This window comes from Lactobacillus helsingborgensis, assembly GCF_000970855.1.
Lineage (GTDB): Bacteria > Bacillota > Bacilli > Lactobacillales > Lactobacillaceae > Lactobacillus > Lactobacillus helsingborgensis.
Genome location: NZ_KQ034046.1, coordinates 963,923 through 990,236, shown reverse-complemented (window position 1 = coordinate 990,236; position 26,314 = coordinate 963,923). Strand labels below are relative to the sequence as shown.

Sequence of the window (26,314 nt, the reverse complement as noted above, 5' to 3'; positions counted from 1 at the left end):
TATTAGACTTTTAGGCAACTTATTAATCGTGAAATCTGACTGGGATAATATTCAATTTAAAATATACTAACACAATCAGCACGATTTTTAAGCTAAATTCCTTGAAAATTGTTTTAATTTTGCCAGTGCTTTTTAATAAATTCCTCTCTACCACCTGATTCTTCAAGAGCATAGCGTCTTGGATTTTTCTTGTAAAAATCTTGGTGATAATCTTCTGCAGGATAAAATGGCTTCGCTGGTTCAATTTTAGTAACTATTGGCTCATCAAATCTGCCACTATTTTGCAAAGCTGCTCTGGACTTTTCTGCTGCTTCTTTTTGCGCATCTGAATTATAAAAAATTACGGGACGATAATTATCACCACGATCTTGAAATTGTCCAGATGCGTCAGTCGGATCAGTTACTTGCCAATAATAGTCAAGCAACTTTTCATAAGGCATAACTTCAGGATTGTAAGTAATTTCTACTGCTTCAGTATGTCCCGTCATTCCTGTGCAGACCTGTTCATAGGTTGGATTAGGAACACTACCACCAGTGTAACCGGAAATCACCTTTTTAATTCCCGGTAAAGAGTCAAACGGTTTAACCATGCACCAAAAGCAACCACCAGCGAAAATAGCTGTATCTAATTTTTCTTTATTTTCATACATAAACTCTACACGCTTTCTATTGCTAGATTAGATTACTGTTTTACTCCATTTTATTTTGCCTAGTAGTTTACTGCAATTGATGAGCTTAAAATTATTAAACTTAGTAAATAATTAACTTAAATCTGTTTCTTTATCATAAAGCATACTGATCAAGTTCTATTACTTTATCATATTTTTTAGCAAATGCAGGTTGCACATTGTGTTCAATATCAATTACTGTGCCCGGGAAATTGAGAATCAAGTTAAAGACTTGACCATAGCTTTCTTTATCTAAACCCGATAATGCTTCATCAACCAGTAATAACTTTTTATTACGCAGTAGCAATCTGGCCAATTCTAACTTTCTTTTTTCTCCTCCAGATAAGGCATTGGCACCTTCACCAAGGCTCATATTCAGTGCATTCTCATTAGCAAATTTGGTTAATCCGACTTCATGTAAAACTTGTAAAATTGAAGTAGTCGGATAATTTTGACCAAGACACAAGTTAAAAAGCAGGGTACCGGTAAAAATGGTAGTTTCTTGGGCTAAGACACCGATATTGTCATAAATTGGTTTAGCATATAATTCCTTGCTGTATTTAATTGTTCCACCCAATAATTTGAGCTCGTTCAACATTGTTTTTACAATCGTTGTTTTACCGATGCCGGATCTGCCAGAAATTAAAATTTTTTCACCACTACTGGCACTAAAAGAAAGATTATGGATAATAGCTTTATCATAACCAAATGAGCCATCATCAATTTTAAGTACCGTGTCATCTCTAAATTTTTGGGGTTCGATATTGTTAATTGGTTTTTCTTTGGTAGAAATAATTTTTTGACATGAATCAATTAATGGGCGACTTGAAAGTAACTGGTTAGTGAATTGAATAGAACTAATTATAGGACTTGTAACCCTGTCTGCTGCTAAATATAAAGACATTAACGCACCAGCGGTCAATTGACCAATGCTGACAAAGTAAACGCCCAAACCCAAAGAAAGAATGGTAGATAATGAATAGAGCAAGTTAGAAACAAACCGTGAATGCTCCTTGTCCGCATCCATTTGATAATATTTATTTTCTGAATCATTTAAGAGATTGTTCAGCTTATCCTTAAAGATTAACAAGCTTTCAAATCTTTTGATGGTATAGAAGCCGTTAAAATATTCAGTGGTGTGCAGTGAGTAGCGCTGGTATGACTTGTTCCACCTGTCAGTTGATTTGCTCAGCCATTTTTTAAAAACAAAGGGAACTACTGCTGGTATAAATCCTAATATTAAATAGGTTAGACCTAATATAGGGTTAATCTTAATTACAAAGAATAAAGTGATTACTGCTTGCTCGATGCAGTAGATCAACATTATTACCGAATCAATAATCTGGTTCTCAAATTGTTTGATCGTGACGTTGATAAAATTTAAAATTTTACTTGACTGTAGTTGCGGATGATTATTGTAGCTGGCTACTGCCTGGCTGCGCAACCATTTGTTAATAATTTTCCTAATATTCAGGCTCAATAAGCGCCAAATCCAAAAAGAAGTATTAACTAAAACAAAGCACAGTAAAAACACCACTAATAAGATAAAAGAAGTGGAAAATTCTTTTTTACTGATGTTGTCCATTAATTTACCAATTAAGATTGGGCTGATAATGCCATCTAAGGCAGTGATCCCGCCAAAAATAGCGATTAAGATCAGCCTGAAAGCAACCATTTTTTTGATTGATTTATTTTCTCGTTGAATTTCCTGTTTGTTTGTCATTATTTTGCCTCAACCGATTGCAACTATTTAATTTTTTAATATTAAATTAATTATATGGAAGTTAAATAATGAAAACAATACATATAAAGAAAAAATTAACTTTGAACACCTAAATGATTCATAATAATTGCTGCAGTTTCCTCAATTGAGCGGTGAGCAACGTTTATTACAAAACAGCCAAGTTGATCATAAAGCTTTTGGGCCGAATCCAATTCTTTTTTAATCGCATCAACATTGGAATAGGAAGTATCGGGATTTAGACCATAAGAAATCATTCTTTCACGCCTGATTTCATTTAATACTGAAATGTCATTTGTCAGACCAATAATTTTTTTAGGGTCAATTTGATAAATTTCTTTAGGAATATGGGTGTCTGGTACCAAAGGTAAATTAGCCACTTTTAAATTTTTGTTTGCTAAAAAAAGCGATAAGGGGGTTTTGGAAGTTCTCGAAACTCCTAAAAGTACCACATCAGCCTCTAAAAAGCCCTTAGGGTCTTTGCCATCATCATACATGACCGCAAATTCCATTGCAGAAATGCGATCAAAGTACTTTTGGTTCATTTTGTGCTGGGCACCAATTCTTTGTTGCGGCTTAAGACCAGTCAATTCTTGGATGGATTCAATCGCTGGTGATAGAATATCCACGCTTTTAACTTGGTGTTCTCTTACAAAACGAATAACCGGAATCTGCATTTCATCCTTGACCAAGCTGTAAATAATTAATAGATTAGGATATTTTATAATTTCTGCAAATGTTTCTTCTAATTTTTCTTTATTAATTATAAAAGGATATCTGCGATAATTAATTTGCGCATCAGGAAATTGAGCAGCGGCGGCTACAGCATTGTTAAAGGCGGTATCTCCAGCAGAATCTGAAATTATAATAATGTTAACTTCTTTTTTTGGTGTTTCTTCAGCCATAGTATGCTCCTTTTTTTCTTTAATTATACAATTTAACCAAAATCATTTACAGATTAACTTTTTCCTGAATGATTTTTTAAAAAATATTGTACGTTTGTATTGACCGATTGTTGATGTTTGATATAATTTAGTTAAATGTATGACGGTAACGTCAAGAAATGGAAGGAGGGATCACATATGGCCAAGACAGTCGTTCACGAAAACGAGTCTATTGATGATGCTCTTCGTCGTTTTAAACGTTCCGTTTCTAGAAGTGGTACTTTACAGGAATACCGCAAGCGCGAGTTTTATGAAAAACCTAGCGTTCGTAGGAAACTAAAATCCGAAGCAGCTCGCAAACGTAGACATTATTAATTTATAAGCGACTTTTATCGTTGAGATAGGAGTCGTTTTTATTTAGTCCAATTAATTGATTTTAATGTTTTATTTAATTTAAACTCACTCTCAAATTTGATATAATTTAGCTAGATTTTGTTGAGAAAGAAGGAATTTTTTTGAGTCTGTCTGAACAAATAATGTCAGATATGAAAGAAGCAATGAAAGCACGTGACAAAGTCAAATTGAACACCGTGCGTATGATTAAATCTGCATTAATGAATGAAAAAATTAAAGCAGGTCATGATCTGACTCCTGAAGAAGAACTAACAGTTTTAAGCCGTGAAAAGAAGCAACGAGAAGAATCGATTGAAGAATTTGCCAAGGCAAACAGAAACGATTTAGTTGCTGAAACTAAGCAAGAGCTTGCAATTGTTGAGGATTATTTACCTAAGCAGCTTTCAAAGGAAGAAATTAATGAAGCAGCGGCTTCAGCGATTGCTGAAGTTAACGCTCATGATAAGTCAGATTTTGGCAAAGTAATGAAAGTTTTAATGCCTAAAATTAAGGGCAAGGCTGATGGAAAAGCAGCTTCGGCCGCAGTGCGTGATCAGCTAAGTTAAGCGCAAGAAAAGGAGCAGAGTTATTTGGCCCAAACCAATTTTATACCTACAAATCCTGAGAATATCCAAAAATTAGTTGGTATTAATGATAACAATTTAAATCTTTTGTCAACCGGCTATAATGCCAGTGTTGTTGACACCGGTAATAGTATTGCTATTCAAGGTGAAGACGGCAACATTAAAAAAATTTCAGCTGTTTTAAAAGCTCTTGATAATGTCGTTAATGCAAATATTAATATCGGTCCTGCCGATGTTGTAAGTGCAATGAAAATGGCAGATAAGGGAACAACAGAATATTTTCCTGACTTGTACAAAAAGATTTTAATTCGGGATGCTAAAGGCAAACCGATTAGAGTTAAAAACATGGGACAGAAAAGATATGTTGAAGCAATTGAAAAAAATGATGTGGTATTTGGTATTGGTCCTGCTGGTACCGGTAAAACATTCATAGCGGTAGTCTGCGCAGTTGCTGCTTTTAAAAAAGGTGAAGTTTCTAGGATAATTTTAACTCGTCCTGCTGTTGAAGCCGGGGAATCCTTGGGCTTTTTACCCGGTGATTTAAAAGAGAAAGTTGATCCTTATTTAAGGCCTATTTATGATTCGCTCTATGCCATACTGGGAACTAACACTACTGACCATCTAATGGAACGTGGTGTAATTGAAGTTGCTCCTTTAGCTTATATGCGGGGGCGTACTTTAGATGATGCTTTTGTTATCTTAGATGAAGCGCAAAATACCACTGATGCTCAGATGAAAATGTTTTTGACCAGACTTGGTTTTAATTCCAAAATGATTGTTAATGGCGATATGACGCAAGTTGACCTGCCAGGAAGACAGCGTAGCGGCCTAATTGATGCCGAACGTATTCTGAAAAAGATTGAGCAGATTAAGTTTATTTGGTTCTCAGCAAATGATGTTGTGCGTCACCCTGTAGTTGCCAAAATTATTAACGCGTATGAAAAGGAAGAAAAACAGAATTAATGGCCCCAATTGATATTACCTATAATGATGATGTTGGTTTTTTAACAAACCAAGACCGTGATTGGAAAGACTGGATCTTTCAGCTGTTATTACTTGCTAAAGATAAGATTAATAAGAAAAATAATCTGGAATTGAGCATTAATTTCGTTGATGAAAAGCATAGTAATGAAATTAATAAAAAATATCGCGGTAAAGATAGACCTACTGATGTTATTTCTTTTGCAATTGAAGATGGTGAGGAACTAATTGATTTTAGTTCCTTTGAATCCGATCCTGATTTTTATGAAGATATAGGCGATTTGTTCATGTGTCCAGACGTAATTGAGCGTCATAGCAAAGAATATGGTACCGGTTGGGATCGCGAATTTGGCTATACCTTAGTACATGGCTTTTTGCACCTCAATGGTTTTGACCATATTGAACCTATTGAAGCAAAAGAAATGTTTAAAATTCAGGGTCAGGTATTAGAAGAATATGGCTTGCCCTTATATTCAAACCAACTTGATGAAGGTAGAGGAAAATAATGGTTGAAAATAACAATAAATCTGGTTTTGTGGCATTATTAGGTCGACCTAATGTTGGTAAATCCACTTTAATGAATTATTTGGTTGGTCAAAAAGTTGCTATAACTTCTAATAAACCACAAACTACTCGTAATAAAATTTCAGGAATTTTGACTACTGACGATATGCAAGCAGTTTTTGTCGATACTCCAGGAATTTTTAAGCCCCACCTAAATTTAGATGAATACATGGATAAAGCCAGCTTGTCTAGCTTAAAAGATGTTGACCTCATTTTGTTCATGGTAGAACCTGAAGAAATGGGTAAAGGTGATGCTTACATAGCAGATATGCTAAAGGATGTTAAAGTACCAGTTTTACTTCTTATTAATAAAGTAGACCAAGTAAATCCTAATGAACTATTACCAATTATTGATCAATACCGCAATTTGAATATTTTTAAAGAATTTCTCCCTGTTTCAGCAACTCAGGGTGTTGGCATTAGCGACTTAATGCAAGTATTGCATCAATATTTGCCAGAAGGACCAAAGTACTTTGGTTCTGATCAAATAACAGATCGTCCAGAATATTTCATGGTTGCTGAGTTAATTCGCGAACAAATTTTAAAATTAACTGCAGAAGAAGTACCACACGCAGCAGCGGTTTGGGTTGAGCAAATGAATAAGCACGAGAATAATAAACTTCAAATTGAGGCTACTATTTATGTCGAAAAAAGTGGTCAAAAGGGGATTATTATCGGCAAAGGCGGCAAAATGCTCAAGCAGATTGGTATTAATTCACGACGTCAAATTGAAGATTTATTGGGTGAGAAGGTCAATCTGCACTTATGGGTTAAAGTCCAACGTAATTGGCGTTCAGACCCGCAATTTTTAAGGCGAATTGGCTACAATCCAAAGGATTTTACGTAAATGGTGCGTGAGCTAAAGGAAGTAGAAGGCATAATTTTTAAGAGACAAAAATATCATGATGCAGACTTGTTAGCAAAAATCATAACAGAAAAAAATGGTATATTTACTATGCTTGCACATGGTGCTCTTAAGCCGAAGTCTAAATTAGGAGCTGCATTACTCAATTTTTCTTATGGAACTTATGTTGTATACTTTTCTGGGCACGGATTAAGTACTTTAAGAACTTATAAAAATGTTGAGCAGTTTGACGGGCTGTACGATGATCTGATTAAAAATGCTTATGCTTCCTTTATTTTAGATTTGGTTGACCACGCTTTTATGGAATATCAAAATTTGGGTAAGTATTATGATTTGACCAAATTCGCATTGCAAAAAATTGCAAGTGGTACCGATCCTGAAATGATTACCCAAATAGTCCAGATGCAGCTTTTAGCAGCATTTGGAGTTGAACCTGAATTGCGGCATTGTGTTATTTGCGGTCAAGATCAAGGAGAGTTTGATTACTCAATTAAAAATGGCGGTATTTTGTGTAAAAAACATTTTTATACTGATCCAGATCGCATGCACTTAAAACCGAAAGAAGTTGCTGTTTTAAGGACAATATTTTTGCTACCATTTGAACGCCTAGGCAGCATTAAAATTAATAGCTCTACTAAAAAGGCGACACGAAAAGCAATTGACCGTATCTATCAAGATACAATTGACATTAATCTTAAAACTAAAAAATTTTTAGATGAATTGAAATTAATGGACTAAGCCTTTAGGTTGCATGCTTTTTATGATAAAATAATAATGTATTTTGGCAATGATGAGGATAAAAAAAGTACTAGATAAGCGAGTGCTGTATAGTGTAAGAGCACCTAGGAAAAGGCACCTCTAGCTAAATGAATTAAGAGCAGGAATTATTTCCTGAATTAGGGTGGAACCGCGACTGAATCTCGTCCCTATGCATGTTTTGCATAGGCTTTTTTTATGGTCTAATGCAGGAAGGAAATATAAATGGCAAATAAAAAATTAACTATTCAAGATATGATTTTTAAGTTGGAAAAGTTTTGGTCCTCAAAGGGCTGTATGGTAATGCCTTCTTATGATGTTGAAAAAGGCGCTGGTACTATGAGTCCCTATACCTTTTTACGTGCTGTTGGACCAGAACCCTGGGCTGCTTGTTATGTTGAGCCTTCACGTCGACCCGCTGATGGCAGGTATGGTGACAACCCTAATAGATTATTCCAACACCATCAATTTCAAGTAGTCATCAAACCTGCTCCTGAAGACATTCAACAATATTACCTTGATAGCCTAAAAGAGCTAGGAATTAATCCGCTTGAACACGATATTCGCTTTGTAGAAGATAATTGGGAAAATCCTTCTATGGGCTGTGCCGGTGTTGGTTGGGAAGTTTGGCTTGATGGCATGGAGGTCAGTCAATTTACTTATTTCCAAGTCGTGGGTGAACTTGATGTTAAACCAACAATGAGTGAAATTACCTATGGTGTAGAACGGCTTGCTTCATACATTCAAGACGTTAATTCTGTCTTTGACTTGGAGTGGGGAGACGGAGTCTTATATCGCGATATTTTTAAAGAAGCAGAATATGAGAATTCGAAATATGCTTTTGAAGAATCTAATCAAAAAGATTTATTGCAGTTTTTTGACGTTTACGAAAGAACTGCGAAAGAATTAATTGGATTAAATTTAGTTCAGCCAGCGTATGACTATATTCTGAAATGTTCTCATACTTTTAACTTACTTGATGCCAGAGGTGCAGTTTCTGTTACCGAACGGGCTGGCTATTTAGCCAGAATTAGAAATTTGGCTCATGAAGTAGCAGTGTGCTTTGTAGAGGAACGTGAAAAAAGGGGATTTCCGTTATTGAAGAACGCAGAAGATAAGAAGGCGGGATTAGAAAATGGCTAAAGATTATTTATTTGAAATCGGCACAGAGGAAATGCCGGCACACGTTGTTGAACGTAGTGTTAAGCAACTGGCGGACAGAACGCAGAAGTTTCTTAAAGAAAATGGCTTAAAATTTAAATGTATTAAGACTTTTTCAACGCCCCGCAGATTGACCATCTTAGTGGAAGAATTAGCTGAAAAACAAGATGATATTGATGAAATTAAAAAAGGTCCCGCAAAAAAAATAGCTCTTGATCAAGATAAAAACTGGACTAAGGCTGCACAAGGCTTTGCCCGTGGTCAAGGAATGACAACAGATGACATTTACTTTGAAGAATTAAAAGGTACCGAATATGCTTATGTTCATGTGCAGAAAGAAGGTAAAAAAACCAGTTCTATTCTTTTGGGGATGAGCGAAATTGTTAAAGCAATGACTTTTCCTACAAAAATGCGCTGGGATTCAAACGACTTTGAATTTGTGCGTCCTATTCACTGGCTTGTGTCATTATTTGGCAACGAAGTAGTGCCTGTAAAAATTCTTGATATTACTGCTGGTCGTAAAACTGAGGGTCACCGCTTTCTCGGAGATAGTGTTGTTCTAGCTAACAGTTCCGATTATGAAGATGCTTTAAAAGATCAATTTGTAATTGTAGACGCTACTAAACGTCGTAATATGATCGTAGACCAAATGAATAAGCTGGTTAAAAAGAACAACTGGCAAATTAAACCAGACAAGAGCTTACTTGAAGAAGTAACGAATTTAGTCGAATACCCGACTGTCTTTGCAGGATCGTTTGCTAAAAATTATTTGCAAATGCCGCAAGAAGTTCTGATTACTTCTATGAAAGACAACCAACGTTACTTTGAAGTTTATGATCAAAATGGTGAACTGATTAACCACTTTATCTCTGTTCGCAACGGTAATAAAGACTATTTGGAAAATGTGGTTTCTGGCAATGAGAAAGTTTTAGTTGCTCGCTTAGATGATGCCCAATTCTTTTATGATGAGGATCGTAAATACCCACTCAGTCATTTTGTACAAAAGTTAGATAACGTTTCATTCCACGATAAAATCGGCTCCATGTCTGAGAAAATGAAGCGAGTACAAATTATTGGTGATTATTTGGCAAATAAGTGGAACATAGATGCTCAAACGATTAAGGATTTTGACCGCGCTAGCCAGCTGTATAAATTTGACCTTGTCACCCAAATGGTGGGTGAATTTGCTGAACTTCAAGGTGTGATGGGTAAGCATTATGCTAAGCTTGCCGGTGAAAAAGATGATGTGGCTGAGGCAATAGAAGAACACTATATGCCTACTACTTCAGAAGGGAAATTACCTGCAACTACCGTTGGCTCATTATTATCAGTCGCCGATAAATTAGATACAATCATTACCTTCTTTGCAGCAGGAATGATCCCGAGTTCCTCAAATGATCCTTATGCACTGCGGCGCTATGCTTATGGTATTGTCCGAATTTTATTAGAGCAAAAATGGTCATTGCCGTTTAACGAAGTCTTACCGGAAATCGTATCCGCTTTGGAAAAGAAAACTCCTGCCAAATTGCCTAAGACAGCCGAACAAGAAGAACAAATTTCATCATTTATTCGGGATCGGATTAACCAATATTTACAGAAAAATAATTATAAATATGATATTATTGATGCCGTTTTGGCTTCAAGCCAGCAAGATCCTATTCAAATCCTCGCTGCAGCAAAAGTTTTGCAATTGCATCATGATGATGATAAATTCAAACCAGTAGTTGAAAGCTTGACTAGAATCAATAATATTTTAAAGAAAGCCAAATATAAAGGTCAAAATGAGGTCAAGAGTGACTTGTTTGATAACGAAACTGAAACTGAACTGGCTAATGGGGTTAAGAAACTAAGCAAAGTCAATGACCTTGCAGCTCTTTATGATGGTTTTGTTAAATTGCAACCCGTAATTGACTTATATTTTGATACTAATATGATTATGGCTAAGGACGAAGCAGTTAAAAATAATCGTTTGGCTCAGTTGAATAGCGTGGCGCAATTAGCCAATCGTCTTGGTGATTTAAGCAAGCTAGTTATTAAATAAAAGTAGGTGGCAATATGGCTGGTCTGATTCCCGAGGAAACAATTGCCAAAGTACGTAATAACGTCAATATAGTTAATGTTATAAGCCAATATGTTTCACTCGAAAAGAAGGGTAAAGATTATGTTGGACTTTGTCCATTTCATCAAGAAAAAACTCCTTCTTTTACAGTGAATGAAGGTAAACAGTTCTTTAAGTGTTTTGGTTGTGGCAAAGGGGGAAATGTGTTTTCCTTCCTCATGTACAAGGAAAATTTAACGTTCCCGGAAAGTGTCCAAAAGGTTGCCGACTTTGCTCATATTGATATTGGAGAATACACTCAAAAGAGACCTCGCTTTTCTAATATTTTGATCAAAATAAATGAAGAAGCTGCTGATTTTTATCATCGGGTCCTAGTTTCGACTAATGCGGGAAAGCGCGGTCTGGAATATGCGCAAAGCCGCGATTTGAATAACGAAATTATCAATCACTTTAGGATTGGCTATGCGCCTAAGCAAGACAACTTGTTATTAACATATCTACGGGGACATAATTATCAAGACGAAGACTTGCTTAATACCGGGTTGTTTGTCCAGTCGCAAGCTGGAGAATTATTCGATCGCTTTAGAGACAGGCTGATGTTTCCTCTCTGTAATGAAGGGGACTATGTTGTTGGTTTTTCGGGAAGACGTCTTTCAACAGATAAAACTGAAGCTAAATATATCAACAGTCCAGAAACAAAGATATTTACTAAGTCTAAGACACTTTTCCATTTTGCAGAAGCTAAAAAAGCGGCTCGCAGTGAAAAGCATTTGATTTTATACGAAGGATATATGGATGTCATTGCGGCTTATAAAGCCGGTATTAAATCAGGTATTGCCTCAATGGGAACCAGCCTGACTGATCAGCAAATATATATGTTACGCAGGATTACCAATAATATAATTATTAATTATGACGGGGATGATCCTGGCATCCATGCTGAAGAACGTGCTGCTAAGATGTTTAATCAAGTTGGCGGCTTTAATTTAGGGATTGTGGTTTTACCTGAAAAACTGGACCCGGACGAGTATGTTAAAAAATATGGTATCGAGAAATACCAAGATGAAATTAAGGGTGCACTAACCCCAACGGATTTCTTCCTTAAAAGACTAGCACAAAAATATAATTTAGCTAACGATCGCGAAAAATTAGCATATCTTGATGAAGCAACCAAAGAAATTGCACAATTATCAAATCCAGTTGAACAAGATTTGTACTTAAACAAAGTAGCTAAAGAACAAAGTGTTTCAATAGATTCGCTTAAGGTTAATTTGACAAAGTATCGTAGGCAGCAAAATACGGCAAAGAGACATCAGGGTAATCCTGTTCCGCTGGAACCTGAACCAATTAATGATTATCCTGATGCTCCAATTGAAGATGAACAAACTAGTACAATAAATGACCCAGTTCAAACGCGCTTATTATACTTATTCATTCATTCTGATCATGCACGAGAATATCTTTTAGCACATCAATTTTTATTTCCTGATCCAAATTATCAAAAATTAGCGGAATTATGGTTAAATTTTAGTGAAAATCAAGAAAATCCGACAGTTAATAGTTTTTTAGATTTTATTCCTAACGAACTTCAAGGTATAATAATAAATGCTGAAATGACGGACATGCCTCAGGATTTTTCAGACCGCGAAATTGATGAGCAAATTAATGCTTTAAACATGCGAAAAATTAAAGTGCAGCTCCAACAACTGATGGGTGATTTACAAGACGCGAAACGTAAAGCAGATAATGATGAAATAATAAGTATTACTCGTAAAATTTTGCAGTTAAAGAGAATTCAGGGTTAAAGGGGGGCTTATTGTGGCAGAGAATAAAAAGACTGAGAACAACGAGCAATTATCTTTAGATAAGATGGTCAAAAAAGTTGTTAAAGAAGTTAAAAAAGATAAATCAATTACCGAAGATGAATTTGTTGATCGATTGATTAAGCCTTATAAACTCCAAGGAAAGGCAGTCGACCAACTCGTTCAGGAATTCGAAGATAACGGGATTAGTATCGTTGATGAAAAGGGCAATCCTTCTAGTTTAGCTTTGAAGAAACAAAAAGATGTTGAAAAAGCTGAATTAAAGGATATGTCTGCTCCTTCGAGCGTTAGAATGAATGATCCTGTCAGAATGTATCTTAAAGAAATTGGTAGGGTACCATTACTAAATGCTGATCAGGAAATTTCTTTGGCAAAAAGGATTGAAAAAGGTGACGAAGAAGCTAAACAAGAATTAGCTGAAGCTAACTTGCGTTTGGTAGTTTCGATTGCAAAACGTTATGTTGGTCGTGGCATGTCATTTTTAGACCTAATCCAAGAAGGCAACATGGGACTGATGAAAGCCGTAGACAAGTTTGATTACAGTTTAGGTTTCAAATTTTCAACCTATGCCACTTGGTGGATTAGGCAAGCAATTACACGTGCTATTGCCGACCAAGCCAGAACTATTAGAATTCCAGTTCACATGGTTGAAACTATCAATAAGTTAATTAGGATTCAAAGACAACTATTGCAGGATTTAGGACGCGAACCAACTCCAGAAGAAATTGGAGCCGAAATGGATATGCCTACTGCTAAAGTTCGCGACATTTTGAAAATTGCTCAAGAACCAGTCTCTTTGGAAACTCCTATTGGAGAAGAAGATGACTCTCATCTAGGTGACTTTATCAAAGATAAAGATGCAACTAGTCCTGAACAACATGCTTCTTATGAAATGCTCAAAGAACAATTAGAAGAAGTTCTTGATACTTTAACTGATCGCGAGGAGAATGTTTTGCGGTTACGCTTTGGCTTAGATGATGGTCGCACCAGAACTCTAGAAGAAGTTGGAAAAGTATTTGGAGTTACAAGAGAGCGAATTCGTCAGATTGAAGCAAAGGCTTTGCGTAAATTACGTCATCCAAGTAGATCAAATCAACTACGTGATTTCTTAGATTAAATAGCTAAACAAAAAGACAAGATTTCAAAAAATCTTGTCTTTTTTATTATTTAAAGTTTAAGCCGTAAACTCCATAATTATCAGCTAATCCCCATTGCTCCATGTTGTATTCAACAACATTTTTGCGTTTACCTGACAATAAGAAAAATGAAAAAGCCAGATAAGCTAGGGTTGTTAAGATCAAATACTGCCATTCAAAAACAGTGGGATTAGTCATGGTCATGGTACCGGAAGCTAGGAAAGCTAGAATATCAAAAACTGCATGATAGCCCATATTTATGAAAAAAGACCCAGTATAAAGATAAATTGCTGCAAAAGTAATACCAGCTACACTTGCATTAATCATTTGTAAAATTGTGGCCGGTATTGGCTGCTCTATCAGGTTAACAATATGAAGTGCTCCAAAGATTATACCGTCTAATACAACCGACCATAAGATTTGATGTTGCGCATTTTTAAAAGTTTTAAGCAAGATATTTAAAACACAAAAACGCATCAACCATTCTTCAGCTATACCAGCTGCTATGCCTTCGCAAATGAACTTTATTATATGCTTTGTAGTAATCTGAAAATCCCAGCTCGTGAGCAGTTGTCCCCAGTTATCTGCCACATTAAAAGCATTAAACAAGCAGTCAATAATAATAAATAAAGCGATAAAACCCAGAACTGCATATTTAGCTTTTGAACTCAATCTCAGGCCGGGAGTTTGATAGCCCCATTTATTCATGGCGACTACTGAAGTGATGACAAAGCAAATTGCCCCGGTAATTTCAGTTTTATTAAGCATTTGTAGCCAAGAAGGGTAGCTATACATAGTCAACATTTCTAAAATAGCAACTATCAGACTTGAGAATAATAATAAAGTTATGATTTGCCCAATCACACTACTTATCTTTCCCCAGGCCAGTTCTGCCATAGGAACTAGCATAACTAGTTCGTACAAAGTAAGTGGAATTAATAACCAGATAAGGTTCTTAGTATTTAAAACTTTGATAAAACTTGCTCCGATTGTGAGAAGTACTAAAAAACATATTTGGATGTTAGCAGCTTGAAAATAATGATTAAATTGGACTAATTTTCGTACAGGATGTTTTTCGTGTAGGAGTGTTAGTTGTAAAAGTATTAGTATAAACAAAACTGGCAGAACTACCATTGCCCCAATTTTACTTTTGGCCAGGGGTTTGATTTTAAAAAATAGCACAAGCGCCATAATGATCAGAATTTCTTGGACTATTATTTGTCCTAGATGCCAACGCTTAATTGCTTGTTCAGAAAGCATTTCAAATTCTCCTTAGAATAATTCATCCCGCTGACCGTCTAATATATGTTCACCAATTTCTTCATTAAAATACACGAGTAAGTCGCGGTCAAAATTATAAGCTAACCTATGTTGCAAAAGTTCTTCTTCAGTCATCCACGTCAATTCGCCTTCCCTTGAGGCTTTGACTGTACCGGTAAATTCAGTCGCTATGTAAAAAAGAACGAGATAACGGTGATCGTTTTCATCATAGAATTGCTTAATACCACATAGACGCGGGTTCTTAATATCTAAATTTGTTTCTTCCTTAACTTCTCGCACCACTGAGTCATGAAAAGATTCATGATCTTCAACATGGCCTCCTGGAAAAGTAAGTCCTGGCCAATAGGGGTCATTGCGATCCAAAACTAAGATATTATTGTTTTTTTTAATCATACACATATTCGTTAAAGTAACTGGTTCAGTTCTATCCATTAAGTAAAAAATCTCTTTCTTTTAAATCTTATTATCAATTATAAAATAGCGATTTAGAAAGAAAAAGAAAATTTTTCTCACTTTTTTGCCAGCAAATTTAAATTAGATCAGAAATTTTGTGGCTTTTATTAATTTGTTTCATTATACTTGTAATACTATTTTAAGTTTTAGGAGGATAACATGGCTCTCAAATATGCAAAGAAATGGAAACTTTTTCTTTTTCTATTTATTTCAATTCTTTATTCATTTCAATCAGTATTTTTAGCTTATCTTTTAAAAGTATTCATCTCCTTTGCTCAAAAGCCTACGGGAAACTTGCCCGGATTAACTATATTCGCTATTACATGAACTCTTTGCTTTAATCAATCAACAACCGTTTATATTAAATGATACGATTGAATACAATATTACTTTAGGGCAAAAGGTTACCCAACAAGAGCTGAATAAGGCGGTTTCTAAAGCTGGCCTAGAAGAACTGGTCAGAAAAAAAGGTATCGGTATCAAGTTGGTCTTGGAGGTAAAAATTTGTCAGGAGGGCAAAATCAGCGCATAGAAATTGCCCGCGCGCTGCTTAAGCGAAGACAAATTTTGTTAGCAGACGAAGCTACTTCCTCATTGGACACAAAATTGTCTCAAAAAATCCACGCCGCTTTCTTAAAAGAATTTCCCGGAACAGTGATTGAAGTTGCTCATCACATAGCTAAAGACGAGGTAAGCATGTTTGACCGCCAGATTGATTTAGAAACTAATAATAAGAGTAACTAAATTCGTTATTTTATTTTTATCTTATAAAAAGCATTATGCTAAAATTCTATTATAAAGAAAGTAGGATGAAGATGAACTTACGATTAAATACTTTAGCGCAAATGGTTGATCAAGGAGCCCGTATTGCTGACATCGGAACAGATCACGCTTATTTACCAATCCAATTAGTAAAAGAGGGTAAAGTTGATTATGCTATTGCAAGTGACGTAGCAGCCGGTCCCTTACAAAATGCGGAAAAAGATATCGTTGCGGCCGGCTTAAAAGACAAAATTGAAACCCGTCTGGGATCCGGTCTTGAAACAGTTAGCGCCCAAGACAGAATTGATACAGTGATAATTGCTGGTATGGGTGGTAAATTAATGACCAATATTTTAGATAAAGCTTGGTCAGAAAATTTTCATTTTGCGACTTTAATTTTGGAACCTAATGTAGGCGAACCTGGTGTGCGTGAATGGCTTTCAACACATAAGTATCAAATTATTGATGAAAAAATTATAGCTGAAGCCGGGCATATATATGAGCTGATCAAGGCACAAGAGGTAGAAAGTACTATCAGGTTAACTGATCGGCAAATATTTTTTGGCCCAGAAATTTTAAAAGAAAAAAATCAGGTTTTTTATCAAAAATGGCAGGATCAATTAGCCTATCATCAAAGGCTGCTGTCTAATTTAAATAAAGCCCAAGAAAAAGATAGGACACATATCAGGCAAATTGAAGATGAAATAAAAATGATTGAAGGGGAGTTAAATGACTAAAGTTAAAGATGTAGTAGCCGTTTTAAAAAAGCATTTTCCTGAAGAAATTGCCAGCAAGGGTGATCCAGTTGGTATTCAAATAGGTTCTCTTGAGCAGAATGTCACTAAAATATTGACAACATTAGATGTTAGACCTCAAGTAGTAGACGAAGCAGTGCAAAATGGAGTTGATTTAATTATCAGTCATCATCCGCTAATGTTCCGACCGGCGCCAAATCTGAATTTTGCAAATCCGCAATATGCCATGTATGGCAAAATTATTGCTCATGGAATAACAGTCTATTCTATCCACACTAACTCAGATAAAGCAGATGATGGCTCTAGTGATTGGCAGGCGGAAGAATTAGGCTTAAAAGACATTGAACCTTTTTGTCCTGATGAAGATGGCATTGCAATTGGACGCAAAGGCAGATTGCCGCAACCATTGTCTGCTCAAGACTTTGCCTATTATGTTAAAGACAAGATGCAGGTAAAAATGGTAAGATTAATTACTGCTGATAATAAGCAAACTATTTCATCTGTTTGTTTTATTTGCGGCGATGGCGGTAAATACTGGCCTGAAGCTGTAGCAGAAAAAATTGATGCTTTTATTACTGGCGATGTTTATTACCATACAGGCCATGATATGATTTCAGCGGGTTTAACAGTCGTTGATCCGGGACACTATACTGAAAAGATTTTTAAAGAAAAAATTTACCAGAAATTAGTGCGGTGGAATGAAGAAAATTCATGGGATGTCCAAGTCGCAGAATCAAAAGTTTCAACCAATCCATTTCAAGATTTATTTTAGGTAAGGAGAAAAAATGGAATATCCAAATTTATTGCCCAGATTTTTAAAATATGTCAAAGTCAATTCACGCTCAGATGAACATTCAGATCGTTTCCCTTCAACTGAACGCCAAGAAGTCTTTCAAAAAGAAGTAATTCTACCTGACCTAGAAAAATTAGGCTTATCTGATGTGCATTATAATCAGAAATCAGGCTGTGTTATTGCCGAAATTCCAGCTAATGTAGATTATGATGTTCCTGTAATGGGACTTTTAGCACACTGTGATACCGCAGACTTTAATGCCGAAAATGTTAAGCCGCAAGTTCATGAAAATTATGACGGCAAATCTAAAATTCAATTAGGCGACTCTAATTTTTATTTGGATCCGGCCGAGTTTCCCAACTTAAAGAAATATGCGGGACAGACTATCATTACAGCATCTGGTGACACTTTGCTGGGCGGGGATGACAAATGTGGAGTAGCAGAATTAGTTACTGTAGCAGAATATTTGTTAAACCACCCAGAAATCAAACACGGCAAGATTCGGTTTGGTTTTACTCCTGATGAAGAAATCGGTATGGGTGCTCAGCATTTTGATATCGAAGAATTTGGTGCTGATTTTGCTTTCACAGTCGATGGCGGGGCTCCAGGTAAGTTAGATTGGGGCACTTTTTCTGCTGCTACTTTCACGCTTGATATTCAAGGAGTAAATGTGCATCCTTCAGTGGCTAAAGATCAGATGATCAATGCTATCCAGGTTGGTATTAACTTCCAAAATCAACTTCCGCAAAACGAAGTTCCTGAAAAGACGGCTGGAAGAGAAGGCTTTTATCATCTGACCAACTTTACTGGTACAGTAGACAACGCACAAATGGAATACATCGTGCGTGACTTTGAAAGAGATGGTCTTGAAGATCGTAAAAATAAAGTCAGAGCTATTGTCAATCAAATGAATAAGGATTTCGGCACAGAAAGAATTAAGCTTAACATGAGAGATCAATATTACAATATGGCTGATATTCTTAAAGATCACATGGAAATTGTTAATTTAGCGAGAAAAGCATATCAAGCTGAAGGCTTAACCATCAATGAAGACCCCGTAAGGGGAGGGACAGATGGTTCACTTCTGACTTATAGAGGTTTACCTTGTCCGGATCTGTTCTCTGGTCAAGAAAACATGCACGGACGCTTCGAGTACACAGTACTGGAATCCATGGCAAAAGCTGTAGATGTCATGATAAAAATGGTGCAAATGAATGCTGCTGATAACAAGTAGTGAAACAAAACTGACTATTTATAACTCACATAATTAAAAATAAATAAAGGGCTAAAAGTTGCTGTAATAAAGTTAATTAAGCTATCAAAAAGTTAGTAAAATTATGCACAACTAATACAAAGACAAGAAAAAGCGTATAAATCATTGTCAAAAATGGTTTTATCCGCTTTTTTTGCTTTTTTAAGATTTTTTGGACGTATTGTGGAACACTTAAATAATTCTAAGATTTTTTGTAAAGATGCACTTGCCATTATCATTTATTTATTTTATTATACTAGTGTATTATCAAAGTATATCACTAATAAAAATTTTTGGGGAAAGGTGAGTGAAAATAAAAAATATTATTATCTTACAACTGAATAAAGTTAGTACTTATGCTGACTATTTAATTTTTCGCAGAAAAAGATTTTAAACTATTAATTGCATAAACTTTAATTTTATTGTAATATTATAGTGTATTATATATGTAATACAGTTAGAGGGAAAATATGAAGTTTAAAGATGATAGGCCGATATATGTTCAAATCCAAGAAGATTTATGTCGCCAAATAATTACCGGAAAACTTAAACCCAGTCAGAAAATTCCCTCTGTCCGTAATTTAGCAGCTCACCTAATGGTCAACGTGAACACTATTCAAAAGGCGCTCAAACACATGACTAGATCAGGGCTTTTAATTACTAAAAGAGGAGAGGGTAATTTTGTGACTAATGATAAAAAATTACTGGAAAAAATTAAAAAAGACATTATCAAATCTGAACAAAGTAAATTTGTGCATAATATGAAAGCCCTAGGGGTTTCAACGATACAGCTTAATTTAATTTTAACTGAACACTTAAAGTAGGAGTTAAAAATGGAAAATCTATTGGAAATAAGAGATCTAACTTACAAGAAAAATTTAAAAACAATTTTGGATAATATCAATTTAAATTTACAACCAGGAAAAATTGTAGCCCTTCTAGGTGAGAATGGTGCTGGGAAGACAACTTTAATGCGCATTATCAGCGGTATGGCTAAAAATTACCGCGGAACAGTGACTATTTCTGGTGAAAGCAAAGTAGCCCAAAGGAAAGCTAGACTTTCGTTTACTGATGGTCTAACAGGTTTTGGCAACTCAACTAAAATCAAAGACATCAGTAGTTTTTATGAAGTTATTTACCAGGATTTTGATGAAAAACAATTTGAGCAATTACGTCAATTTATGAAGCTAGATTCTGAAATGCGCTTGTCGGAACTATCCAAGGGAATGAGGGAAAAATTAATCATTGCACTTGCTTTCTCGCGCAAAGTAGATCTTTATTTATTAGATGAGCCTTTTTCTGGGATTGACGCCATGTCACGTAAGAAAATTATTAACTCAATTATTTTGTGGAAGCCAGAAAATTCTACTATTTTGGTTTCTGATCACTTTGTCAATGAGATAGCTAGTATGCTAGATGAAATCGTCATTATTAAAGACAAAACCATTTACACACACAAATCAACTGAGGAGATCCGTGAACATCATAAGAGCGTTGAAGATTACTATGAAGGCTTATATGAAGCGGAGGAAGAATAATGACCCCGGCAACTCATTTATTTAAAGAGTTATTGAAGCGCAAAATTCAAAGAGTCAATATAATTGTTACTATTCAATTCGTTTCGGCAATAGCACTTGCCTTTTTTACCAATTTTAGTATAAATTTAGGAATGATTCATACTAGACTGACTAATCCAGCAGGCTTTTTAACGGAGATACTCGCATGTTTTGGCTCATTATTCTTCGTATTTGGTTTAATCTTGTTTTTATTAACCATTTCCCAAAACGAGCGATTGAATAGAGACCAGACTTGGCGCTTAATTCCTATCACAGATGGCAAGTTTTACATTGAAAATATATTCAGTTCTTTTATTTCACTAATTTATTTTGTCTTAGTGAATGTAATAATTGTTTTTATTCTCTTACTAATATGTGTTTTATTTAATAGCAAATTTCGACAAAATTTAGGAATAAATATCCATCCCAGTTTGGAATTCTTTTACGTAATCATTGTTGCAATTTTAAGTTGCTTCTTTATGTTTTTAATAGCCAGTTTTTTAAATTTTTCTAGTATCGCAATTTCAGATTTTCTACCACAAGGATCAAATCGTACTATTTTATTTTTAGTACGCTTGTTAATAATTATTGTTATTATCGGATTCATTTGGAAAATAAACAGCGTATTTTCTTTTTATGATTTTTTCACTGGAAATTTCAATTTGGTCAATCTGAAAGTTACATCTCTTAACAGTTTGGTTGAATTAGAAAACTTAATGATAGTACTGTTTGTCATCGATTTAGTAATTTTAGCGCTTAACCTTTTTTTAATTAATCACTTCTTTGAGCCGGAAAAAAAGTAATACAGAGTGGGAGCTAGAATTAGTTAATTTATCAACTGCTAGACAGTTTTATATTTTTAATTAGGGAGAAAAACATGACCTCGTTTAATAGTTTGTTTGGCAGATTTTTCGTAAAAAAAGCTAAGAATGCATATTCTCTTTTAATACTGCAAGTAATTGGTGCCTTGGCATTTTCTGTTTGTGGCTTGTTAATTGGTACAGGTGGTTTCTATGAGTTCTTAAATCTTTACACTGAACTCCTGCCAGACTGGCTAATGGGCTTTTTAATATTAAGCTTCTTTTGCATAATTTACTTTTTCATATATATGGCTGTAAAAAATGAAAGGCTTAGCCACAATCAGACGTGGCGTTTAGCAGCAACCAGCGATAGTAAATTTTACCTGGCAAACAGTTTAAGTTCTTTTGTTACATTTATCTATTTTATTGTACTTGACATAATTGTTGCAGGAATTTTATTTTATTTTTCTTATCAGATTGATCAAAACTTCAAAAGCAGTTGGCAAAAAATGATTAAACAACTTAATCCAGCTTTTGATGTAAACACAGTACATTTTATTATTAACATCATCATATTGGTTATGTTGTGTTGCTTTTTCCTATCTCTTCTGATCAGTTTTTTAAATTTTGCCAGCAAGGCAATCATGGATTATTTACCCTCTTTTTCTAGCCGTTTACTTGTCAGCTTTTTTCACTTAATCATCGTGATTATAATAGCTATGCTTTTTGCTAGAATGGAAATGTTTTTTGCAAACCAGATTATGGGTAATATTCTTAATTTATTAAACTTTAAGCCAGCTTATGATAGTAACTTACTATATGCTAATATCATTATTTCGATAGTTAACTTGATCCTGCTGGGAGTTAATATCTTTCTATTTGACTATTTCTATGAAGCGGACGAAAAAAGCAGGTAAGTTGCTTGTTTTATCAAATGGAAAAGACGATATTTTATAAGTTATAAGCCGAATAAATAATAAGGAGCTCAAAATGTCAGAATTCAACCGACTGTTTAACAGTTTTTTTAAAACAAAAACAAAAAATTTTTACATTATAATTTTGTTTCAGCTAATTGCAGCCTTAGTAATTACTTTTTTTTCCTATTTTAATGTTGCTAATTGGCAGATTACAAGAAACACAGAAAATAATGGTGCAGGTTTCGTTCCAGAATGGTTATTAATCTTTGGTATTTTAGCTTTTTTGCTTATATCATTTATTCTTATATATACGCCAATACACAGTGAAAGATATAATCGCAGCCAAACTTGGCGTTTAGCAGCGATTAGCGACGGTCAATTTTATCTGGCTAATGTTTTAAGCACTTTTGTGGTTTTCATTTATTTTATTGTGCTTGAAATAATACCGGCAATTGTACTAGCTTTTTTAGCATATTTTATTGACAAGCCATTTCAACAAGGGTTTCATGAGTTACTGCAGGCAATTCATCCCAGCTTTGATACCAGGGTATTTTTCATAGTGATTGGTACAATTATGTTAGCCATTTTAAGCTGTTTCTTTTTATATTTCATTATCAGCTTTCTTAATTTTGCTAGCCAAGCAATAATAGATTTTGTTCCCGCTAACGTAAATGGGGCAATTACAAAAATACTGCACATTTTTATAATTTGCATATTGATCTGGTTTTTCTTTGAAATCAATAGCATTTTTATCGGTAATGTTCTTTTTTCTTTGATTACAAAAATGGATTTCAGAATTGATTATTACAGTGAGTTACCTTTTGCCGTTTTAGCAAACACAATCAGCGACGCAATTTTGTTATTCCTTAACATTTTCTTGATCAATCATTTTTTTGAAGCAAGTGAACAAAATAAATAATGGTCTATTCTTGCCAGTTAAAAAGATTAAAAAGTTCTGCAAAATTGCAATGGTTTGCGGAAAAAAGCAATCTAGTTTATGATAGTGTATTATAGGTGTATTACGGCCAAAGGATGGTGGACTTGTGGAATTTAAAGATAATATTCCCATTTACTTGCAAATTAAGCAATACCTATATCGACAAATAATTACCGGCAAATTAAAGCCTGGCAAAAAAATCCCTTCTGTGCGTGAATTAGCTGTTGAATTAACCGTTAACGTTAATACTGTCCAACGTGCTTTGCAACAAATGAATTTTGAGGGTATTTTGTACACCAAAAGGGGCGAAGGCAATTTTGTCACTGAAGATACTACTTTACTTGAAAAAACGAAAAGGGAATTAATTAATGCTGAACTAGATAAATTCGTTCACAGCATGAACTCTTTAGGAGTTTCTGACGAGCAAATTCTCAAATCTTTATCTGAATATCTTAAAGAGGAGCATAGTGATGACTAATCCCTTAGAAATAACAGACTTAGTTTACAAAAAAAATCAGAAAAAAATCATAACTGATCTGGATTTAACACTTAAACCCGGAAAAATTGTTGCTCTTTTAGGTGAAAATGGTGCGGGCAAAACCACTTTGATGCGAATTATCAGTGGTGTTGCCAAAAATTATCGTGGTAGCGTTAAAGTTGCTGGTTTTACCAAGGAGGCTGACAGAAAAGGCCATCTTTCTTTTACTGATGGCCTGACAGGATTTGCTAATTCAACAAAAATTAGTAATATCGTCAAATTTTACCAAATTTTATATCAGGATTTTAATCTCAAGCAATTTGAACAATTAAGAGATTTTATGAACTTAAAACCTGATCTGCGCTTATCTGAATTATCAAAGGGTATGAAAGAGAAGTTGGTTATTGCATTAACTTTTTCCAGAAGAGCTGATTTATACCTTTTAGATGAGCCTTTTTCTGGTATCGACGCTATGGCTCGCAAAAAAATTATTAAGTCGATAATTTTATGGAAACAAGAAAAATCTACCATTTTAATTTCAGACCATTTTGTAAATGAAATCGCTGCAGTATTAGATGAAGTAGTAATTATTAAAAATAAAACTGTCTGTATGCAAAAGTCTACAGAAGCAATTAGAGCAGATAATCAAAGTGTGGAGGAATTTTATGAGAGTTTTTATCAAAGGGAAGAGGAAGAATAATGGCAATTTTTAATCGCTATTTTACGGTGCTTTTCAGATTAAAAACTAAATGGATTTCACTATTGTTAATTATTCAGACAGTAGCAACATTTGCAATAACTTTTTTCAATTATCATAACGGTCATTTGTACCTTAATAGAAGCATTTTTTCCAATTTTTTAACTTTATGGTTGGCTATTTTTATAGTATTTGCATGGCTTTTCACTGGGATATTTTATTTATCTACTTGTTACCAAAATGAACACGTTAGTGGTAACCAAACTTGGCGTTTAGTACCAATTGATGACAAAAAACTCTATTTTGATAACATCTTAAGTTCGTTTGGCGCATTGCTATTCTTTGTCCTACTGGAAATAATTTGTACTCTTGTTTTAGGCATAGTGACATTTACCTTCGACAGTCAGTTTCATACCACCATAATCGAAATGTTTGCCGATATTGGCAGACATTTACAACAAGTTGATCTGGAAATTATGTTTAACTTTTTTGGAGCAATCATGATGACTATTCTCTGCGCATTTTTTGGTTACTTCATTATCAGCTTTTTAAATTACTCCAGTCGTGCTCTTTTGGATTTTCTTCCGGAAGCGCTCAGCAAAGCTTACTTTCGGGTAATTGCAGTTTTTGTAATTATTTTAGTAGCCTGGCTTGCAATCAAAGCAAGTGATATAGGTCTACAAATAATTTCGTTCCCATTTAGATTTATGATAGGAGAAACCACAGGAACAAATGACGATTTGGCTCTCGCTCTCGTTTTAATGCTTGCAATCAATTTACTTTTTTGGTTTTTTGATACAATTCTTTTCAGTAAATTCTTTGAGGCTAGAGAAGGAAAATAAAAATTCGCATACTAAACATACTAAAAGACGCTAAAAAATTTTTAGCGTCTTTTTAACAGCCAAAAAAGACCCATGAGACAAACAATAAAGATGCCAATCCAAATAAAAGACAAAAGGCAATAAAAGTCAAAATAGCAATGTTCTTTGCTGTTAGACTTTGGGTTTGTCTTGAAATAATAAGCGCTATTAAACTGCTCAAAAGCAAGACAATACCTATAATTAATCCTATGATTAACATTTTTCTAAAATCACGTAAAATAAAAACCTGCAATGAAATAAAAGTCATTGCAGGCAAAATTTTATAATTAACTTTTTAATGATTTGCAGCAAGGTAATCGTACAGCTGATTAATTTCTTCAGGAGTAAATTCACCTTCGCCAGTCTTCATTGCGTGAATTTTTTCAACTGACAAATGACTGGCAAAAGCTAAATCAGTATCAGTAACATGATGTTTGACCTGAAAGTCAATAATTGCATCGGATAATTCTTCTAACTGGTGATTCATATTAAATTCTCCTTTACAATTTATTTTAACGGAAAAATACTAAAATTCAAAGGAAATTAAAGTTAAAAACCTTGAATTTTATTAAATGGCCAATACCTGAATTTAACTTTCCCAATTAAATTTTGCCGCTTAACGGGGCCAAAGATATGTGAATCTTTGGAAATATCCCGATGATCACCCATTACCCAATAGTACCCTTTAGGTACCTTATAGGTGAAATTATTGGTATATGGTTGGCCCTGAGCGTTACTAGCCTTTTTAAAGTGATTCTCAAGATAAGGTTCAGGTAAGAGCTTACCATTAACATACATTTTGTCGTTTTTAGAAACCAGTTTATCTCCTGGTAATCCAATAATGCGCTTAATGTAATAAGCACCAGGGGTATCATTTGCGGCTTTTGGAGCAAGAAGCACTACTACGTCATTACGCTTAGGAGTGAAATTGCGTACAGCTATCAAACGATCATTGTCTTCAAACGTGGGCTGCATTGATGGTCCCGAAACTCTATCATTCGAAAGAACAAAGTGAAATAAAACATAGAATACACCCAGAATTACTGCCATCATTATGACTACATCCAGGAGAAATTTACCTAAACTTTCTTCTTCTTCATCCTGTTTTTTCATAACTTTTTTTGCCATAAAATATTCTCCTTTATCATGTTACCTTTT

Annotated in this window: 29 protein-coding genes; 22 read left to right on the top strand and 7 right to left on the bottom strand. The window is 34.6% G+C overall.

Going from position 1 to position 26,314, the window contains the following annotated elements; translation table 11 throughout:
* Positions 1-113: 113 nt before the first annotated feature.
* The 3 genes from msrA to JF73_RS04590 all read right to left on the bottom strand — a co-directional run bounded on the left by msrA (position 114) and on the right by JF73_RS04590 (position 3,314).
* Positions 114-650: a peptide-methionine (S)-S-oxide reductase MsrA gene (msrA, locus tag JF73_RS04600; RefSeq protein WP_046327162.1), complete on the bottom strand. Its 537-nt coding sequence runs from the start codon at positions 648-650 to the stop codon at positions 114-116.
* Between the two features lie 133 nt (positions 651-783).
* Positions 784-2,391, bottom strand: a complete 1,608-nt coding sequence (locus JF73_RS04595; protein ID WP_046327161.1) for an ATP-binding cassette domain-containing protein — start codon at positions 2,389-2,391, stop codon at positions 784-786.
* A gap of 95 nt (positions 2,392-2,486) precedes the next feature.
* Entirely contained in the window at positions 2,487-3,314 is an 828-nt protein-coding gene (locus tag JF73_RS04590; protein WP_046327160.1) for a pyruvate, water dikinase regulatory protein, read from the bottom strand.
* A gap of 177 nt (positions 3,315-3,491) precedes the next feature.
* Between JF73_RS04590 and rpsU the strand changes: the two genes are divergently transcribed.
* From rpsU to rpoD, 10 genes are all read left to right on the top strand, one after another.
* The gene (gene rpsU, locus JF73_RS04585; RefSeq protein WP_009560161.1) at positions 3,492-3,668 is read left to right on the top strand and encodes a 30S ribosomal protein S21; all 177 of its coding nucleotides are present in this window, start codon (positions 3,492-3,494) and stop codon (positions 3,666-3,668) included.
* 140 nt (positions 3,669-3,808) lie between these two features.
* Complete coding sequence (locus JF73_RS04580) at positions 3,809-4,252, top strand: GatB/YqeY domain-containing protein (RefSeq protein WP_046327159.1); 444 nt, start codon at positions 3,809-3,811, stop codon at positions 4,250-4,252.
* 24 nt (positions 4,253-4,276) lie between these two features.
* Positions 4,277-5,233 carry a PhoH family protein gene (locus tag JF73_RS04575; protein WP_038522748.1) on the top strand — a complete coding sequence of 319 codons (957 nt, stop codon included), beginning with the start codon at positions 4,277-4,279 and terminating at the stop codon, positions 5,231-5,233.
* The gene (gene ybeY / locus JF73_RS04570) at positions 5,233-5,757 is read left to right on the top strand and encodes an rRNA maturation RNase YbeY (RefSeq protein WP_046327158.1); all 525 of its coding nucleotides are present in this window, start codon (positions 5,233-5,235) and stop codon (positions 5,755-5,757) included. Before JF73_RS04575 ends, ybeY begins: the two co-directional genes overlap by 1 nt.
* A complete protein-coding gene (gene era / locus JF73_RS04565) occupies positions 5,757-6,662 on the top strand; it encodes a GTPase Era (protein WP_046327157.1) in 906 nt (301 codons plus the stop codon). Before ybeY ends, era begins: the two co-directional genes overlap by 1 nt.
* Positions 6,663-7,418 carry a DNA repair protein RecO gene (gene recO / locus JF73_RS04560; RefSeq protein ID WP_046327156.1) on the top strand — a complete coding sequence of 252 codons (756 nt, stop codon included), beginning with the start codon at positions 6,663-6,665 and terminating at the stop codon, positions 7,416-7,418.
* Between the two features lie 243 nt (positions 7,419-7,661).
* Positions 7,662-8,579 (top strand): glycine--tRNA ligase subunit alpha, encoded by a 918-nt coding sequence (gene glyQ / locus JF73_RS04555; protein WP_046327155.1) that lies wholly within the window; start codon positions 7,662-7,664, stop codon positions 8,577-8,579.
* A complete protein-coding gene (gene glyS / locus JF73_RS04550; RefSeq protein WP_046327154.1) occupies positions 8,572-10,638 on the top strand; it encodes a glycine--tRNA ligase subunit beta in 2,067 nt (688 codons plus the stop codon). The genes glyQ and glyS overlap by 8 nt, the downstream gene beginning before the upstream one ends.
* 14 nt (positions 10,639-10,652) lie before the next feature.
* Complete coding sequence (gene dnaG, locus JF73_RS04545; protein WP_046327153.1) at positions 10,653-12,461, top strand: DNA primase; 1,809 nt, start codon at positions 10,653-10,655, stop codon at positions 12,459-12,461.
* Positions 12,462-12,474: 13 nt separating this feature from the next.
* Positions 12,475-13,596, top strand: a complete 1,122-nt coding sequence (gene rpoD, locus JF73_RS04540) for an RNA polymerase sigma factor RpoD (RefSeq protein ID WP_038522729.1) — start codon at positions 12,475-12,477, stop codon at positions 13,594-13,596.
* 46 nt (positions 13,597-13,642) lie between these two features.
* Here rpoD and JF73_RS04535 read toward each other — a convergent pair whose 3' ends face one another.
* Entirely contained in the window at positions 13,643-14,875 is a 1,233-nt protein-coding gene (locus JF73_RS04535; RefSeq protein ID WP_046327152.1) for a CPBP family intramembrane glutamic endopeptidase, read from the bottom strand.
* Positions 14,876-14,887: 12 nt separating this feature from the next.
* Complete coding sequence (locus tag JF73_RS04530) at positions 14,888-15,328, bottom strand: 8-oxo-dGTP diphosphatase (protein WP_046327151.1); 441 nt, start codon at positions 15,326-15,328, stop codon at positions 14,888-14,890.
* 525 nt (positions 15,329-15,853) lie between these two features.
* On the opposite strand from JF73_RS04530, the gene JF73_RS09920 reads away from it, so the two are divergent.
* The 12 genes from JF73_RS09920 to JF73_RS04465 all read left to right on the top strand — a co-directional run bounded on the left by JF73_RS09920 (position 15,854) and on the right by JF73_RS04465 (position 25,138).
* Positions 15,854-16,093: an ATP-binding cassette domain-containing protein gene (locus JF73_RS09920; RefSeq protein ID WP_046327150.1), complete on the top strand. Its 240-nt coding sequence runs from the start codon at positions 15,854-15,856 to the stop codon at positions 16,091-16,093.
* 71 nt (positions 16,094-16,164) lie between these two features.
* Complete coding sequence (locus tag JF73_RS04520) at positions 16,165-16,848, top strand: tRNA (adenine(22)-N(1))-methyltransferase (RefSeq protein ID WP_046327407.1); 684 nt, start codon at positions 16,165-16,167, stop codon at positions 16,846-16,848.
* Positions 16,841-17,638 carry a Nif3-like dinuclear metal center hexameric protein gene (locus JF73_RS04515; RefSeq protein ID WP_046327149.1) on the top strand — a complete coding sequence of 266 codons (798 nt, stop codon included), beginning with the start codon at positions 16,841-16,843 and terminating at the stop codon, positions 17,636-17,638. The genes JF73_RS04520 and JF73_RS04515 overlap by 8 nt, the downstream gene beginning before the upstream one ends.
* Before the next feature lie 13 nt (positions 17,639-17,651).
* A complete protein-coding gene (gene pepT, locus JF73_RS04510) occupies positions 17,652-18,893 on the top strand; it encodes a peptidase T (protein WP_046327148.1) in 1,242 nt (413 codons plus the stop codon).
* Between the two features lie 488 nt (positions 18,894-19,381).
* Positions 19,382-19,735 (top strand): GntR family transcriptional regulator, encoded by a 354-nt coding sequence (locus tag JF73_RS04500; protein WP_046327146.1) that lies wholly within the window; start codon positions 19,382-19,384, stop codon positions 19,733-19,735.
* A 9-nt stretch (positions 19,736-19,744) separates the two neighbouring features.
* Complete coding sequence (locus tag JF73_RS04495; protein ID WP_046327145.1) at positions 19,745-20,449, top strand: ABC transporter ATP-binding protein; 705 nt, start codon at positions 19,745-19,747, stop codon at positions 20,447-20,449.
* Positions 20,449-21,270, top strand: a complete 822-nt coding sequence (locus JF73_RS04490; protein WP_046327144.1) for a hypothetical protein — start codon at positions 20,449-20,451, stop codon at positions 21,268-21,270. The genes JF73_RS04495 and JF73_RS04490 overlap by 1 nt, the downstream gene beginning before the upstream one ends.
* 74 nt (positions 21,271-21,344) lie before the next feature.
* Positions 21,345-22,184, top strand: coding sequence for a hypothetical protein (locus tag JF73_RS04485; protein ID WP_046327143.1), 840 nt, complete (start codon positions 21,345-21,347; stop codon positions 22,182-22,184).
* A 73-nt stretch (positions 22,185-22,257) separates the two neighbouring features.
* Entirely contained in the window at positions 22,258-23,103 is an 846-nt protein-coding gene (locus JF73_RS04480) for a hypothetical protein (protein ID WP_046327142.1), read from the top strand.
* Between the two features lie 124 nt (positions 23,104-23,227).
* Positions 23,228-23,599, top strand: a complete 372-nt coding sequence (locus JF73_RS04475) for a GntR family transcriptional regulator (RefSeq protein ID WP_046327141.1) — start codon at positions 23,228-23,230, stop codon at positions 23,597-23,599.
* A complete protein-coding gene (locus tag JF73_RS04470; protein WP_046327140.1) occupies positions 23,592-24,299 on the top strand; it encodes an ABC transporter ATP-binding protein in 708 nt (235 codons plus the stop codon). Before JF73_RS04475 ends, JF73_RS04470 begins: the two co-directional genes overlap by 8 nt.
* A complete protein-coding gene (locus JF73_RS04465; RefSeq protein ID WP_046327139.1) occupies positions 24,299-25,138 on the top strand; it encodes a hypothetical protein in 840 nt (279 codons plus the stop codon). The genes JF73_RS04470 and JF73_RS04465 overlap by 1 nt, the downstream gene beginning before the upstream one ends.
* A gap of 313 nt (positions 25,139-25,451) precedes the next feature.
* Here JF73_RS04465 and JF73_RS04460 read toward each other — a convergent pair whose 3' ends face one another.
* On the bottom strand, positions 25,452-25,643 hold the full coding sequence (locus JF73_RS04460; protein WP_038522674.1) for an LBP_cg2779 family protein: 192 nt from the start codon (positions 25,641-25,643) through the stop codon (positions 25,452-25,454).
* A 62-nt stretch (positions 25,644-25,705) separates the two neighbouring features.
* Entirely contained in the window at positions 25,706-26,284 is a 579-nt protein-coding gene (gene lepB / locus JF73_RS04455) for a signal peptidase I (protein WP_046327138.1), read from the bottom strand.
* Between the last annotated feature and the right edge of the window lie 30 nt (positions 26,285-26,314).

What these genes read in the sequence shown, in the direction of transcription:
- JF73_RS04595 (WP_046327161.1), bottom strand. Translation starts at nt 2,391, where the DNA reads ATGACAAACAAACAGGAAATTCAACGAGAAAATAAATCAATCAAAAAA.
- JF73_RS04535 (WP_046327152.1), bottom strand. Translation starts at nt 14,875, where the DNA reads ATGCTTTCTGAACAAGCAATTAAGCGTTGGCATCTAGGACAAATAATA.
- JF73_RS04460 (WP_038522674.1), bottom strand. Translation starts at nt 25,643, where the DNA reads ATGAATCACCAGTTAGAAGAATTATCCGATGCAATTATTGACTTTCAG.
- JF73_RS04485 (WP_046327143.1), top strand. Translation starts at nt 21,345, where the DNA reads ATGACCTCGTTTAATAGTTTGTTTGGCAGATTTTTCGTAAAAAAAGCT.
- glyQ (WP_046327155.1), top strand. Translation starts at nt 7,662, where the DNA reads ATGGCAAATAAAAAATTAACTATTCAAGATATGATTTTTAAGTTGGAA.
- era (WP_046327157.1), top strand. Translation starts at nt 5,757, where the DNA reads ATGGTTGAAAATAACAATAAATCTGGTTTTGTGGCATTATTAGGTCGA.
- JF73_RS04470 (WP_046327140.1), top strand. Translation starts at nt 23,592, where the DNA reads ATGACTAATCCCTTAGAAATAACAGACTTAGTTTACAAAAAAAATCAG.
- lepB (WP_046327138.1), bottom strand. Translation starts at nt 26,284, where the DNA reads ATGGCAAAAAAAGTTATGAAAAAACAGGATGAAGAAGAAGAAAGTTTA.
- JF73_RS04590 (WP_046327160.1), bottom strand. Translation starts at nt 3,314, where the DNA reads ATGGCTGAAGAAACACCAAAAAAAGAAGTTAACATTATTATAATTTCA.
- msrA (WP_046327162.1), bottom strand. Translation starts at nt 650, where the DNA reads ATGTATGAAAATAAAGAAAAATTAGATACAGCTATTTTCGCTGGTGGT.
- JF73_RS04480 (WP_046327142.1), top strand. Translation starts at nt 22,258, where the DNA reads ATGTCAGAATTCAACCGACTGTTTAACAGTTTTTTTAAAACAAAAACA.
- rpsU (WP_009560161.1), top strand. Translation starts at nt 3,492, where the DNA reads ATGGCCAAGACAGTCGTTCACGAAAACGAGTCTATTGATGATGCTCTT.
- JF73_RS04515 (WP_046327149.1), top strand. Translation starts at nt 16,841, where the DNA reads ATGACTAAAGTTAAAGATGTAGTAGCCGTTTTAAAAAAGCATTTTCCT.
- glyS (WP_046327154.1), top strand. Translation starts at nt 8,572, where the DNA reads ATGGCTAAAGATTATTTATTTGAAATCGGCACAGAGGAAATGCCGGCA.
- JF73_RS04465 (WP_046327139.1), top strand. Translation starts at nt 24,299, where the DNA reads ATGGCAATTTTTAATCGCTATTTTACGGTGCTTTTCAGATTAAAAACT.
- JF73_RS04520 (WP_046327407.1), top strand. Translation starts at nt 16,165, where the DNA reads ATGAACTTACGATTAAATACTTTAGCGCAAATGGTTGATCAAGGAGCC.
- pepT (WP_046327148.1), top strand. Translation starts at nt 17,652, where the DNA reads ATGGAATATCCAAATTTATTGCCCAGATTTTTAAAATATGTCAAAGTC.
- JF73_RS04495 (WP_046327145.1), top strand. Translation starts at nt 19,745, where the DNA reads ATGGAAAATCTATTGGAAATAAGAGATCTAACTTACAAGAAAAATTTA.
- JF73_RS04490 (WP_046327144.1), top strand. Translation starts at nt 20,449, where the DNA reads ATGACCCCGGCAACTCATTTATTTAAAGAGTTATTGAAGCGCAAAATT.
- ybeY (WP_046327158.1), top strand. Translation starts at nt 5,233, where the DNA reads ATGGCCCCAATTGATATTACCTATAATGATGATGTTGGTTTTTTAACA.
- JF73_RS04500 (WP_046327146.1), top strand. Translation starts at nt 19,382, where the DNA reads ATGAAGTTTAAAGATGATAGGCCGATATATGTTCAAATCCAAGAAGAT.
- dnaG (WP_046327153.1), top strand. Translation starts at nt 10,653, where the DNA reads ATGGCTGGTCTGATTCCCGAGGAAACAATTGCCAAAGTACGTAATAAC.
- recO (WP_046327156.1), top strand. Translation starts at nt 6,663, where the DNA reads ATGGTGCGTGAGCTAAAGGAAGTAGAAGGCATAATTTTTAAGAGACAA.
- JF73_RS04530 (WP_046327151.1), bottom strand. Translation starts at nt 15,328, where the DNA reads ATGGATAGAACTGAACCAGTTACTTTAACGAATATGTGTATGATTAAA.